14 protein-coding genes are annotated in these 12306 nt (G+C 67.3%); 6 read left to right on the top strand and 8 right to left on the bottom strand.

Annotation, left to right across the window (positions count from 1 at the left end; translation table 11 throughout):
- The first annotated feature begins 41 nt into the window (after positions 1–41).
- Positions 42–452, top strand: coding sequence for a hypothetical protein (locus tag KUV49_RS06395; RefSeq protein WP_261391066.1), 411 nt, complete (start codon positions 42–44; stop codon positions 450–452).
- 123 nt (positions 453–575) lie between these two features.
- Here KUV49_RS06395 and KUV49_RS06390 read toward each other — a convergent pair whose 3' ends face one another.
- Entirely contained in the window at positions 576–2267 is a 1692-nt protein-coding gene (locus tag KUV49_RS06390; RefSeq protein ID WP_222449221.1) for a hypothetical protein, read from the bottom strand.
- Between the two features lie 247 nt (positions 2268–2514).
- On the opposite strand from KUV49_RS06390, the gene KUV49_RS06385 reads away from it, so the two are divergent.
- The 3 genes from KUV49_RS06385 (at position 2515) to KUV49_RS06375 (ending at position 4941) form a co-directional block, all read left to right on the top strand.
- Positions 2515–3222: a DUF484 family protein gene (locus KUV49_RS06385; RefSeq protein ID WP_222449220.1), complete on the top strand. Its 708-nt coding sequence runs from the start codon at positions 2515–2517 to the stop codon at positions 3220–3222.
- Positions 3219–4151: a tyrosine recombinase XerC gene (locus KUV49_RS06380; protein ID WP_222449219.1), complete on the top strand. Its 933-nt coding sequence runs from the start codon at positions 3219–3221 to the stop codon at positions 4149–4151. The genes KUV49_RS06385 and KUV49_RS06380 overlap by 4 nt, the downstream gene beginning before the upstream one ends.
- Positions 4152–4245: 94 nt before the next feature.
- A complete protein-coding gene (locus KUV49_RS06375) occupies positions 4246–4941 on the top strand; it encodes a CDP-alcohol phosphatidyltransferase family protein (RefSeq protein ID WP_222449218.1) in 696 nt (231 codons plus the stop codon).
- Here the strand turns inward: KUV49_RS06375 and KUV49_RS06370 are convergent.
- Genes KUV49_RS06370 through KUV49_RS06350 form a run of 5 tightly spaced genes read right to left on the bottom strand, consistent with a single transcriptional unit; the run spans position 4938 to position 8460 of the window.
- Positions 4938–5426: a methylated-DNA--[protein]-cysteine S-methyltransferase gene (locus KUV49_RS06370; protein WP_261391065.1), complete on the bottom strand. Its 489-nt coding sequence runs from the start codon at positions 5424–5426 to the stop codon at positions 4938–4940. The genes KUV49_RS06375 and KUV49_RS06370 overlap by 4 nt on opposite strands.
- Positions 5427–5450: 24 nt before the next feature.
- Positions 5451–6419: an OmpA family protein gene (locus tag KUV49_RS06365; protein ID WP_315899476.1), complete on the bottom strand. Its 969-nt coding sequence runs from the start codon at positions 6417–6419 to the stop codon at positions 5451–5453.
- Between the two features lie 3 nt (positions 6420–6422).
- Complete coding sequence (locus tag KUV49_RS06360; RefSeq protein WP_222449217.1) at positions 6423–6995, bottom strand: peroxidase-related enzyme; 573 nt, start codon at positions 6993–6995, stop codon at positions 6423–6425.
- Entirely contained in the window at positions 6992–7741 is a 750-nt protein-coding gene (locus KUV49_RS06355) for a GNAT family N-acetyltransferase (RefSeq protein ID WP_222449216.1), read from the bottom strand. The genes KUV49_RS06360 and KUV49_RS06355 overlap by 4 nt, the downstream gene beginning before the upstream one ends.
- Positions 7738–8460 (bottom strand): competence/damage-inducible protein A, encoded by a 723-nt coding sequence (locus tag KUV49_RS06350; protein WP_222449215.1) that lies wholly within the window; start codon positions 8458–8460, stop codon positions 7738–7740. The genes KUV49_RS06355 and KUV49_RS06350 overlap by 4 nt, the downstream gene beginning before the upstream one ends.
- Before the next feature lie 46 nt (positions 8461–8506).
- Between KUV49_RS06350 and sfsA the strand changes: the two genes are divergently transcribed.
- Both sfsA and map read left to right on the top strand, forming a co-directional pair.
- On the top strand, positions 8507–9208 hold the full coding sequence (gene sfsA / locus KUV49_RS06345) for a DNA/RNA nuclease SfsA (protein WP_222449214.1): 702 nt from the start codon (positions 8507–8509) through the stop codon (positions 9206–9208).
- 60 nt (positions 9209–9268) lie between these two features.
- Positions 9269–10096 carry a type I methionyl aminopeptidase gene (gene map / locus KUV49_RS06340; protein WP_222449213.1) on the top strand — a complete coding sequence of 276 codons (828 nt, stop codon included), beginning with the start codon at positions 9269–9271 and terminating at the stop codon, positions 10094–10096.
- A 793-nt stretch (positions 10097–10889) separates the two neighbouring features.
- On the opposite strand, the gene KUV49_RS06335 is transcribed toward map, so the two are convergent.
- Positions 10890–12041, bottom strand: a complete 1152-nt coding sequence (locus tag KUV49_RS06335; protein WP_261391064.1) for a benzoate/H(+) symporter BenE family transporter — start codon at positions 12039–12041, stop codon at positions 10890–10892.
- Positions 12041–12280 carry a DUF3253 domain-containing protein gene (locus KUV49_RS06330; protein ID WP_222449212.1) on the bottom strand — a complete coding sequence of 80 codons (240 nt, stop codon included), beginning with the start codon at positions 12278–12280 and terminating at the stop codon, positions 12041–12043. Before KUV49_RS06330 ends, KUV49_RS06335 begins: the two co-directional genes overlap by 1 nt.
- Positions 12281–12306: the final 26 nt, after the last annotated feature.

The raw sequence follows: 12306 nt of genomic DNA, 5'->3' as shown, positions 1-12306 counted from the left end.
CCCGTTTGCCGGAAATAGAGCCAACCGAGATCGAGAGGCACATGTCCAACCCACGGATGGCGGACCATATGCCCCTCCTGACAACCGCATGGAATGCCGCAACCGTGGCGCGCTTCGTGGCAGCAAAGGAGGCGTGCTGGGCCCGTGACGGGCTCGGCCACTGGGCGATCCTGCACAACGACCGCTATGTCGGCTGGGGCGGTTTTCAGAAAGAAGGCGACGAGTGGGATTTCGGACTGGTCCTGAAGCCGGACGCCTTCGGCCTCGGCCGGCGCATCACGGCGCAGGCCCTCGCCTTCGCCCGGTCCGATCACCGCATCCCCTTCGTGACCTTCCTGCTGCCGCCGTCTCGAAAGAAGCTGGCGGCGCTCGACCGACTGGGGGCCGTGCCCGTCGGCCAGGTCGACTACGACGGGGCACGGTTTCTCAAGTTTCGCCTCGAGACCGAATGATCGCGGCCTGCTGGACGCAGACGCCGCGATCCGTAATAAATTCCAAGAACGGGCGCGCGACAGGCAACACCATCGTCGATTTGCGCGGCATCGCGATGGACCGGCCCGAGGCGCGGGGCCGCGTCAGTTCCGCTGCATCTGCTGCCCGGTCTGGTTATACGCCTCCATCGGGTTGAAATTGGCGTTGTTGGTCAGGATGATCGCCCCGTTCTGCAATTCCCACGCGTAGTTGTAGTTCTGGTTCAGCAACACGGTCCCGCCCGAGGGCGTCTGCCACGGCTGGACTTCCCAGATGCCGTTGATCGACTTGGCGTGGCCCGCATCCTTCATGCCTTCGCGCCGTTTCCAGCTTTCGAACATCATGTCCCCGATCGAGGTATCGGCCCCGGCCACACCGCCACCCCCGGCCGGGCGCGGCTGGCGCAGTCTGGTGGCCCACCACTGCCGTTCCAGCTGCTTCCACTGCGGATTGACCCGCAGGTTGTTCAGGATGGGGGCAAAGCCGGGATGCCCTTCGTCCAGTTTGCCCACGGGGGTGAACACCCCCATCACGAGCGCCGTCCGCCCGTCGCGAAAGATCGCGCCATCGTAATTCGCCTCGGCGTGTTTGGTGATCACCACGAAATAGGCGTCGTTCTCGCGCTGCTGGGTCCGCACATGCGCCCGGATCACGACCCCGTCCGCCCACGCCTTGGCCGTCTCCGGCCAGCTGGCGCGCCACTGCTGTTCGATCAGCTCGACCAGGGGCTTCAGTTCCGGCGGGCGGTCCACGTTCTGGATCGTGACCTGCATGAGGGGCGAGATAGCCGGAAAATAGGCCCGCGCCGCCATCTCGGCATCGGTCAGGTCCTGGCCCAGGCACATGTAGCTCACCGGACCATAGGACGACACGCCCCAGCTCAGCGGGTTCATGTAGGCAAGCCCATAGGCCTGGTCCTGCGTGCCCGCCCCCCACATCAGCGCGGCGCCCGTGAAACAGCCCCCCTGGCCATCCGAATGGCTCCATTGCACGCCGCCCTGCGTGTCCCAGCCGGCGGGCACAAGCGTCTCGTAGGCCAAGACCCCCTGCCCCGTCGGCCCGTTGCTGTCGAGGATCTGAACGCGCCGCATTTCCAGCCCGTCTTCGGGCAGGGCCGCCGCCCCGGTGGTTTCCGCACCGGCGCCGGTCGTGGTCTGGTTCGCAGCGCCCGGTTGAGGGCTGGCAGCCGCATCCGAGAACGCGGTGAAGCGGGCCTGCACATCGCCCTCCGCCGCGATGCCGACACTGCCATGGCCAACGAGGTCTCCGCCGAGCGACCCAAGCGACGTGCCATTGAGAAGATAGGTGATCTCGTTCCCGTCCTCCGCGACGGTCAGCCGGTTCGCCGTGCCCTGCCGGAACGCGTCGCTGGACATCTCGACCAGGGGCCGGACCCCGTCGCCGTCGCGCCGGAACACCCGCACCGTGCCTCGCGCGTCTAGCGTTATCATGTGATAGCGGTCCCTCCGCTCGTTGAGACCGTAAAGCACCCCGGCAGAGCCTGCGCTGTCGGGATGAAGCTCGAGCTCCACATCGACCCGCCGCCGCCCCTCGGTGTCGGGCTCCGGGCCCACGTAGAAATACGTGATCGCCTGCGGATTGCCGGTATTCGCGATTTCGAAACCGTCGCCATTGTTGGTGTATCGCCAGGCATCGTCCTGCCCCGTGGCCGGCAGAAATCCTGCAAGACGCCCCATCCCCGTGCCGCCGGATTGCGCGGCCACCGGGCTGGCCTGGACCAGGCAGAGGACAAGAAAAGACAGGACAACGGCAAGGCCAAAATGAAATGCACGCATGGCACATCCTTTCGAAATGAAGACGATCTAAATCAATTGCCGCGATGTTATGAGAGAATCGGATTGGCACAAAGGGAATTGGCCGCGCGCTCGCAGGACGGGCCGCGCTCCCGCGTTCCGGCAAGCGCCCCCCCCCGGCACGCCCCCGGGGCACGCCGCGCGCAAAAATCCGGTCATCGCCGAGAAATCTGTTGCGGCATCGCCCCCGCATATCTGATAAGCTTGGAAAAAATAATCAGAGGCAGACATGAGCAGCAAGCCCGAGATGAACGACCAGATGCGCGACAAGATCATCGCGCAACCCGATGTTATCCTTGAAGACCAAGACCTTATGCGCGCCCTCATCGCCGCGAACGAACGCGCGATGGGCAACAATATCGTCGATTTGCGCGGCATCGCCATGGACCGGCTCGAGGCCCGGCTGGAACGGCTGGAAGACACCCACCGCTCGGTCATCGCCGCCGCGTATGAAAACCTCGCCGGCACCAACCAGGTGCACCGCGCCATCCTGCGGATGCTCGATCCGGTCGAGTTCGAGGACTTTCTTCGCGATCTCGGCGGCGACGTCGCCACCATCCTGCGTGTCGATTGCGTGAAACTGGTGCTGGAATCCGTCCAGAACGACGCCGACCCCGCCGTCAAGCGCCTGGGCGATGTCCTCTCCGTGGCCGAACCGGGTTTCATCGAACGGTATCTCGGCGCCGGTCACCCCGGCCCCGTGCGCCAGGTCACCCTGCGCCAGGTCCACGAGGGCGACGCCCGAATCTATGGCCGCGAGGCCGAGTTCATGCGCTCCGAGGCGTGCCTCCTGCTCGATTTCGGCGAAAGCCGCCTGCCCGGCCTGCTGGTCATGGGGTCCGAGGACCCGCACCAGTTCAGCCCGCAACAGGGCACCGACCTTCTGTCCTTCTTCGCCGGCATCTTCGAACGGGCGATGCGCCGCTGGCTGTCATGATCTCCGCCGCGGCCCGCGACGCGCTTCAGGCCTGGCTCGATCATCACAAGTCCCTGCGCGGCGCGTCCCCCCACACGCTCGACGCCTACGGGCGTGACGTGGCAGGCTTCCTGGCCTTCATGACCGAGCACAAGGGCGCGTCCCAGGGCCTCGGCGCGCTGGCCAAGCTCAGCGTGTTGGACATGCGCGCCTGGATGGCCTTCACCCGCGGCCGCGACGTGGGCGCCCGCAGCCTCGCGCGCAAGCTCTCGGCGGTCAAAAGCTTCTTTGGCTGGCTGGCCGAGCGCGAAGGCGTCGACCCGGCGGCGGTCCTCGCCGCCCGCGCGCCCAAGTTCCAGCGCAAGCTGCCCCGGCCGCTGACGCCCGATGCCGCCCGCGCGGTCATCGAAACCACCGAGGCCCAGCACCCCACCGGCTGGATCGCCGCCCGCGACCAGGCGGTGATCACATTGCTTTACGGCTGCGGCCTTCGGATATCCGAGGCGCTCGGCCTCACCGGCCGCGTCCTGCCCATGGGCGACAGCCTGCGCATCGTCGGCAAGGGCGGCAAGGAACGCGTCGTGCCGGTCATCGCCCCGGCCCGCACCGCCCTGGCCCGCTATCTCGACCTCTGCCCCTATCCGACCCAGCCCGACACGCCGCTTTTCCGTGGCGCCCGTGGCGGCGCGCTCTCGCCCCGCGCGGTGCAGAAACTCATGGCCAGCGTCCGGATGCAGCTTGGCCTGCCCGCCACCGCCACGCCCCATGCCATGCGCCACAGCTTCGCCACGCACCTGCTCAATGCCGGCGGCGACCTCCGCGCGATACAGGAGCTCCTGGGCCACGCGTCCCTCTCGACCACCCAGGCCTACACGGCGGTCGACACCGCCCGCCTCATGGATGTCTACAACCAGAGCCATCCCAAGGCCCGCGCCCCCGGCAAGGCCTGACCCTGTCGGCCCAAAGCCACAGCGTCCCTCGCCCAAGGCCGCCCGCGCCGATTTGCAATTGCATCCCCTGCCTCATTCCCCCATCACGGATGCCATGAGCCTGCGTATGAAAGCCCTCCTCGTGCATCTGCTGACCGCCACGGGTGCGGTCTTCGCCATGCTGGCGATGCTGGCCGCGATCCAGGAGAAATGGTCGCTGATGTTCCTTTGGCTCGTGGTGGCCTTCGCGGTGGACGGCATCGACGGCCCGCTGGCGCGCAAATACGACGTCAAGACCAACTTCCCGCTCTTCGATGGCGTGCTCCTGGACCTGATCATCGACTACCTGACCTACGTCTTCATCCCCGCCTTCGCGCTCTTTGAATTCGGCCTGCTGCCGGGCTGGACCGGCTGGGTTGCGATCATCATCATCACCTACTCCTCGGCGCTCTACTTCGCCGACACGCGTATGAAGACGAAAGACAACTCGTTTTCCGGCTTCCCGGGCTGCTGGAACATGCTGGCGCTCGTGCTCTTCGCGATCGAGCCCAACTTCTGGGTCTCGCTGACCATCGTGACGCTGCTTGCGGTGTCGATGTTCCTGCCGCTGAAATTCATCCACCCGGTGCGCACCGAACGCTGGCGCTGGATTTCCCTGCCGATGATCGTCGCCTGGACCTTCTTCGCCGGCTGGGCCGCCTGGGTCGATTTCCACCCCGAAAGCTGGGCCCATTGGGGCCTCGTGGTGACCTCGGTCTACCTCACCCTCGCGGGCATCGCCCAACAGCTGATCCCCCAGCGCAGCGCCTAGATCAACAGCCCCGCCGCGCCTTCGTGGCGCAGCAGCCAGACCTTGGTCTCTATCCCGCCGGCGCCGGAATAACCGCCCAGCCCAGCGGCGCCCAGAACCCTGTGACACGGGATGATCACCGGGATCGAATTGCCCCCGCACGCCCCGCCCACCGCCTGCGCGGGCACGCCCAGCGCCTTCGCGATATCGCCATATTCCCGCGTCTCGCCCCACGGAATCGCCAGCATCGCGGCACAGACCTCGCGCTGAAACTCCGATCCGTCGGGCGCCAGAGGCAGATCGAACGCCTGCAACCGGCCCTCGAAATACGCCGCCAGCTGCGCGCAGGCCTCCTCCAGTTCGGGCCGCGCCTCCGCCGCCCCGGCCTGCCCCCAGCCGACGCCAATGATTGATGCCCCGTCGCTCGTCACCCGCAGCGGTCCCACCGGGCTCTCCATCCCGGCCTCATGGACCGCCCCCGGCTTTTTCTTGCCAAAAATACTCAAATCCCGCCCTCTCGGCCCCGCGCCTCACTCGGTGTTGAGCAGCACCGCCTCCACCCGCCGGTTCGCCTCGCGCCCCTCTTCCGTCAGGTTCGAGGCGATGGGCGCCAGATACCCCATCCCCTCCGCCGCAAGCTGCCTGCGCGGGATGTCATACTCCGACACCAGCCGCTCCAGCACCGCCGCCGCGCGACGCCGCGACAGCGCGGTGTTGTTCTCCAGCGTGCCCACCGTGTCGGTATGCCCCACCAGCGCCACGCGCCGCTCCGGGTCCTCGCGCAGGAACGCCGCCAGCGCCTGCAAGGACGGGTGCGGCCCCGGCCCCAGCGATACCGTGCCGGTCTCGAAATCCAGGTCCGACAGGACCACGTGCCCGACCTGCGTCAGCCGCTCCGCCAACGGTCCGGTCTCCGCCTCGGGCATCCCGCCGGTGGTGACCGTCTCCTCCGGCGGCGTCGCCTCCTCCGCGGTCAGGCTCCCGGTCGCCGTCTCCGACTGCGCCAGCCGGATGACCTGGATATAGCCGCTGCCCGACACCTGGCTGACCAGCACGGTCACGTAATCCATGACGCCTCCCGCGCCCTCCTTGCGCGCGGACAGGAAGCGATAGTCGCGCAGGTCCACGAACATGTCCGGCGCGGGCAATATTCGGGTGTTGAACCGAAAATCGAACCCGCCGCATTCCCGCGCCGCGCAGTCCAGCATGATCGAATACCCCGCATCGACGACCTGTCGCCGCAAGGGGCGCTGCAACTGCAGGCTGGTCAGCCCCGGCGCATCCAGCCGCCACGCCTGCTGCAAAAAGAACCCCTCCGCGTCGATCGCCGGGATCTGCCCCTCCGAGTAGACGTCCGTCGGCACGAGATAGGCCTCGGCGGCCCGGCGCACCTCGCCGGTCAGCGTGGCCCCCGCGGGCAGGCTCAGCTCCAGCGCCCCGGCCTCCGCCGCGGCCCCGAGACCCAGCACAAGACCGACCGAGGTTGCCCGCCGCCCCACCGATCAGCGGGCCTGGCCGTGATATTCGGGGTTGGGCTTCATGCCCGTGGCGCTGGCCATCCGGTTCGACATGCTGAAAAACCCCACCACGGCGGCGATGTCCCAGATATCGCGCTCGGAAAAGCCCACATCGCGCAGCGCCTGCCGGTCCGCCTCGACCGTCTCGGCGCTGGCCTTGGTGACCTTCTCGGCAAATTCCAGCATCGCCGTCTGCCGCGCATCGAGGCTTGCCGCCCGCCAGTTCATCACCATCGCCTCGCCCAAGGCCGGGTCGCCCGACAGCGCCCGCACGGCCGCGCCATGCGCCACCTGGCAATACCAGCAACGGTTGATCGAACTCACCACCACCGCGATCATCTCGCGCTCCAGCTTGCTCAGGCCACTCTCGCCCAGCATCAGCTCGTTATACATCGCGGTGAAGGCATTGAGTTTCTCGATATCGAACGCATAGGCCCGCAGCACGTTCGGGATCATGCCCAGCTTGTCCTGGCAGACATCGAAATACTTCCGCGTATCTGCGGGCAGCGGATCCGCCATCGGCAGATCCAGGGCGGTGGGCAGATCGTCGTGGCTCATGCGGTGCGGCCATCCTTCTTGATACGGTAATGATACTGTCCCACAAGCGTCATCCCGAGGGAAGAGTAGAGCGCGTTGGCCGCGTCGTTGGCGATGGTGCACAGCACGCTCAGATGCGTGGCGCCCTGCGCCGCGGCCCAATGCGCCGCGTGATGCGTCAGGTGCCGCCCCTGCCCGCCGCGCCGCTCGCCCTTGCGCACTTCCAGCGCGTGGATCATCGCCACCCCGTCCGAGATCGCGACAAACCCGGTGGCCGCCGGTCGGTTCGCCGTCCGTCCGAACAGCGAGGTCTTCGGCCCCTCGACCCGGCGCATCACGTCAACCCGCGCCGGCCCGATGCCGCCCTCGTTCCAGATATCCAGCTGGATCGCCATCGGCTCCCACAGATCGAAGGTCGTCACCGGCGGCGGGTCCTCGCCCCTCAGCGTATCGACCGGGCAGACATACATGTTCACCGGGTCGATCACGTCATACCCGGCGGCGCGCAGCATCGCATCGAGCGATTCGTCGCCATGCCGGATCATGAACAACAGGTCCTGCCCCATCTCGCGCATCATGGCCTCGGCCTCGGGCAGCGCGTCGCGGCTGACCGGCGTGCCCGGCTCGCGCAGCGTCGTCGCCGACACCCGCTTGCCCCCGCCCCTGCCGTCGCGCAGGGTCCACGGTCCCGCCTCATGCATCGCGGCGGCGGGCCACGTGGCCTCCGTCACCGCGTAAAGCTTGCTGGCATCCGGCAGCCCGCTCATGCCGGAAACGCCTCTTGCAGATCCTGCATCGCGCGTGTCACCTCCGCCTCGTCCTGTCCCCGGATCACCACGTTCACGCCGAAACGCCCGTTCACGATGAACGGGTACGACCCGAAGGACAACGCGTCATACCGCTCCGCCAGCGCACCCAGCGGCCCCGCGATGTCGCCCTCGCCACGCTCCACGCGCAAGGTTTGCGACACCACCGGCTGTCCGCCCGTCAGCGTCGGCAACAGCCCTTCGACCATTGCCTCGAAGATCTTGGGCACGCCGGCCATGACATGCACGTTCTCCAGGGTGAACCCCGGCGCGCCGCTCACCGGGTTGTCGATCAGCGTCGCCGCCTCCGGCACCCGCGCCATGCGCAGCCGCGCCTCGTTGATCTCCAGCCCCTGACGCTCGTAATGCGCCTCCAGTATCTCACGCGCATCGTCCCGCACACCGATCGGCAGGCCAAAGGCCGCCGCCACGTTCTCGGCGGTGATGTCGTCATGGGTGGGCCCGATCCCGCCCGAGGTGAAGAGGTGATCGTAGGCCCCCGCCAGCGCCTTGACCGACTCCTGGATGGCGCCCGGATCGTCCGCCACCACGCGCACCTCCTTCAGGTCGATCCCGTGCCCGGTCAGGCGGCCCGCAAGGTGATGCATGTTGGCATCGCGCGTGCGGCCCGACAGGATCTCGTCACCGATCACCAGCATCGCGGCGGTTGGGTTGGGCATGGCGGCTCTCCTTGCGGCAGGTCTTGCTCCGGTATAGGCATGGCGGATGCGCTTTCAAACCCCTCTTGAACCGGCCACGCTGATCCGCCGCTACAAACGCTTCCTCGCCGATATCAGGCTCGAGGACGGGCGCGAGGTCACGGCCCATTGCGCCAATCCCGGCTCGATGATGGGGCTTGCCGACGAAGGAATGCGCATCTGGGTCGAACCCAACGACGATCCGAAGAAAAAGCTGAAATACGGCTGGCGGCTGGTCGATCATGGGCACGGGCATTTCACCGGCGTCGACACCGGCCTGCCCAACAAGGCCCTCAAGGCCGCGCTGACCGCCGGCGACATCCCCGAGCTTGCCGCCTACGACACCGTCCTGCCCGAACAGAAATACGGGCAAAACAGCCGGATCGACTTTCTTTTGCGCGGCCCGGACCTGCCCGACGCCTATGTCGAGGTCAAATCCGTCACGCTCAGCCGCGAAAAGGGCCTGGCCGAGTTCCCCGACAGCGTCACCGCCCGCGGCGCCAAACACCTGAGAGAGCTGGCAGACATGGCCAAATCCGGCCACCGCGCGGTGCTCTTCTACCTCGTCCAGCGCACCGACTGCACGCGGCTGACCGTGGCCGCCGATATCGACCACGTCTATGCCGAGGCGCTGCTGATGGCCCGCCTCGCGGGGGTCGAGGTTCTGGCCTACGATTGTGCAATTACCCCCGAAGAGGTGGAAATTCGGCGCACATTGCCCCTGCGATAACCGGCCCCTCTGGTTCTCGGGCGGGATTCGGCCTACATACTTTCCCAACACCTGACAGACATGGACCCAGACGTGAACGAACAGCACCGAGGCAGACTGACCCGCGACGGCATCCGCATCCACGAGGCGGCGGATTTCGCCGGCATGCACAAGGCCGGCGCCCTGGCCGCCGAAATCCTCGACGAGGTCGCGGATCTCGTGGAGGTGGGCCAGACCACTGCCGTGCTGGACAAGTTCATCGAGGACAAGGTGACCGAGGCGGGCGCGAAATCCGCCACCATCGGCTACAAGGGCTACCAGCACGCCAGCTGCATCAGCGTCAATCACGTGGTCTGCCACGGCATCCCCGGCGACAAGAAGCTGAAGGATGGCGATATCCTCAATATCGACGTCACCGTGATCGTCGACGGCTGGTACGGCGACACCTCGCGCATGTATGTCGCGGGGCGGCGCAACCGCAAGATCGAGCGCCTGATCGAGGTCACCCATGACAGCCTGATGAAGGGCATCGAGGCGGTGAAACCCGGCAACACCTTCGGCGATATCGGCCACGCCATCCAGAGCTTTGTCGAGGGCCACCGCATGAGCGTGGTGCGCGATTTCTGCGGCCACGGCCTGGGCCGGGTGTTCCACGCCCCGCCCAACGTGCTGCATTACGGCCGCGAAGGCACCGGCCCCACGCTCGAGGAAGGCATGTTCTTCACCATCGAACCGATGGTGAACCTCGGCCGCCCCGAGACCAAGGTGCTCTCCGACGACTGGACCGCCGTCACCCGCGACCGCTCGCTCTCGGCCCAGTTCGAACACTCCATCGGCGTCACGGCGGACGGCTGCGAGATCTTCACCCTGTCCCCGGGTGGCCGCTTCCATCCGACCTGGAGGGACTAGGCCAGGCGCAAGGCCCGCAAGGGCAGCTTCGAGCCCTTGCAAGACACTGGGTTCGAGCACCCAGCCGGTTGACAGCCGCAAAGCGGCCCGGCCATCGTCAGCCCCTCCCCTGGGCTGGCGATTTAGCTGAGGCTGGGCGCAACGATCCTTCCGAGGACGTGTTTGGCAGGCATTAAGTGCTTCAGAATTGCCCTCGGATCGCCATCCCAGGGGCTGACGATGGCCTCCGTCGTGAACGGCGGCTTCGTCCCGCATTTCGGCCATTCATCTTTACTGCAGCGAATGTACGGTGCGAGCCCTTTGCGGATAAGTGTGATCTATATCCCCGAGCGCCATCGACGGGCCGCGGCGCGGCGATCCGACGGTAGTTCGGCAGCACTTTATCCAGGCCAAATCCGAAACAGGATCGAGCGATGCACCGAGCGTCACCCAATCGCCGGGCCGTGGGGGCGGCCCGTCGATGGCGCGGGGCCTGCGGCCTGTTTCCGCGCCGGGGCTGTAGATCAAACGTCTTATATGTACGGCTCGAGCCCTTGTGAGACACTGATATCGAACCCCCAGCCGGTTAACAGCCGCGAAGCGGCCCGGCGATCGTCAGCCCCTCTCTCGGGCTGGCGATTTGGCCGAGGCTGGGCGCCACGCTCCTTCCGAGGATGTATCTGGCAGGCATAAAGTGCTTCAGAATTTCCGTCGGATCGCCACCCCAGGGGCTGACGCTCGCCTCCGTTGTGCCTTGCACCAACGCATATCGAGCTTCGTAGGGTGGGTGAAAACCCACGCGCTGGCCCCCGGCCTACCCCTTCACCCATTTCACGACCTGCACCAGCCCCCCGGCCAGGAGCCCCCAGACGGCCCCGCCCAGCCCGAACACCGTCACGCCCGACGCCGTGACCACAAAGGTGATCACAGCCGCCTCGCGATACTCCGCATCGCCCAGCGCCGCCGCCGTGGAATTGGCGAAGACGCCCAACAGGGCCACCCCCGCCACGCTCGCCATCACCATCGGCGGCGCAAGGCCCGCGAAGGTCGTGATCACCCCGGCAAACACGCCGAGGATGCAATAGAACACCCCCGCCATCACCGCCGACCAATAGCGTTTGGCGGGATCCGGGTGGCTGTCCTCGTCCGCGCACATCGCCGCCGTGATCGCCGCAAGGCAGGTCTGCGGCGCGCCCCCCGGTGCCGACAGCACGCTGAACCCGCCCACGACGCTCAGCAAGGGACCCGGCTCCGGCGCGTATCCATGCGCCCGCATCACCGCCAGCCCGGGCACGTTCTGCGTCGCCATCGTCACCACGTAAAGCGGCAGGCCGATCCCCAGCACGGCGGCCAGCGAGAACTCCGGCATCACGACCACCGGCGCCGTCACCCAGCCCCCGGCGTCGAACGCGGCCAGGTCGCCGTAGACCAGCACCGTGATCCCCGCCGCCACGACCGCCCCCGGCACCGCCAGCAGCTTGTTGATCCGGCCCAGCACGAACCACGCCGCCAGGATCGGCCCGATCACCACCGGCGTCTCGGCCACCGCCAGCACCGGCACGACCACCAGCGGCATCAGAACGCCCCCCAGCATCGCCTGCGCCAGCGGCGCCGGTATCGCCGCCGCCAGCCGCCCCAAGGGTCGCCAAAGGCCCGAGATCACCGTCAAAGCCCCCGCCACCAGGAACCCGGCCACCGCCCCGGCAAACCCGGCTTCCACAGGGGCCGTCACCGCCAGCAGCGCCGCCCCCGGCGTCGACCACGCGACCGAGGCGGGCATCTTGGTCCACAGGCTCAGCACGATCCCCGCCAGCCCCATCGCCAGCGCCGCCGCCATCAGGCCGGAGGCCGCCTGCGCGTCGCTTGCCCCGACCGAGGCCAGCCCCTGCAACACGATGGGAAAGGAACTGAAGAACCCGACCATGGCCACCACGAACCCGGTCGAAATCGTCTGGATGGGTGGCATCACGTCTCTCCTTCGGCCAGCCCCAGCCGGATCGGCCCCTTGGCCGCGACCGGATCGACCGGCACCCCTTTCTGCGTCGCCACCAGCGGCAGCCCCGCCGCCACGGCACGCACCCGCGGCATCAAACCCCGCCAGTCGCCCGCCAAGGCCCGTGCCACCTCGGACGGGCAGAACGTCCTGCCCGCCCCACGCTCCCGCGCCAGCCGCATCAGCACATGGGCGATCTCGTCATCCGTCATGTCGTAGGGTGGGGTTTCACCCCACC

Origin of the sequence: Roseovarius atlanticus (assembly GCF_019802205.1) — a bacterium.
Taxonomy (GTDB): domain Bacteria; phylum Pseudomonadota; class Alphaproteobacteria; order Rhodobacterales; family Rhodobacteraceae; genus Roseovarius; species Roseovarius atlanticus_A.
The sequence above is the reverse complement of the archived record's forward strand: the minus strand, read 5'-3'. Positions and strand labels throughout refer to the sequence as shown.

Coding starts and splice junctions, on each gene's coding strand:
- KUV49_RS06395 (WP_261391066.1), top strand. CDS start 42: ATGTCCAACCCACGGATGGCGGACCATATGCCCCTCCTGACAACCGCA.
- KUV49_RS06390 (WP_222449221.1), bottom strand. CDS start 2,267: ATGCGTGCATTTCATTTTGGCCTTGCCGTTGTCCTGTCTTTTCTTGTC.
- KUV49_RS06385 (WP_222449220.1), top strand. CDS start 2,515: ATGAGCAGCAAGCCCGAGATGAACGACCAGATGCGCGACAAGATCATC.
- KUV49_RS06380 (WP_222449219.1), top strand. CDS start 3,219: ATGATCTCCGCCGCGGCCCGCGACGCGCTTCAGGCCTGGCTCGATCAT.
- KUV49_RS06375 (WP_222449218.1), top strand. CDS start 4,246: ATGAGCCTGCGTATGAAAGCCCTCCTCGTGCATCTGCTGACCGCCACG.
- KUV49_RS06360 (WP_222449217.1), bottom strand. CDS start 6,995: ATGAGCCACGACGATCTGCCCACCGCCCTGGATCTGCCGATGGCGGAT.
- KUV49_RS06355 (WP_222449216.1), bottom strand. CDS start 7,741: ATGAGCGGGCTGCCGGATGCCAGCAAGCTTTACGCGGTGACGGAGGCC.
- KUV49_RS06350 (WP_222449215.1), bottom strand. CDS start 8,460: ATGCCCAACCCAACCGCCGCGATGCTGGTGATCGGTGACGAGATCCTG.
- sfsA (WP_222449214.1), top strand. CDS start 8,507: ATGCGCTTTCAAACCCCTCTTGAACCGGCCACGCTGATCCGCCGCTAC.
- map (WP_222449213.1), top strand. CDS start 9,269: ATGGACCCAGACGTGAACGAACAGCACCGAGGCAGACTGACCCGCGAC.
- KUV49_RS06335 (WP_261391064.1), bottom strand. CDS start 12,041: ATGCCACCCATCCAGACGATTTCGACCGGGTTCGTGGTGGCCATGGTC.
- KUV49_RS06330 (WP_222449212.1), bottom strand. CDS start 12,280: ATGACGGATGACGAGATCGCCCATGTGCTGATGCGGCTGGCGCGGGAG.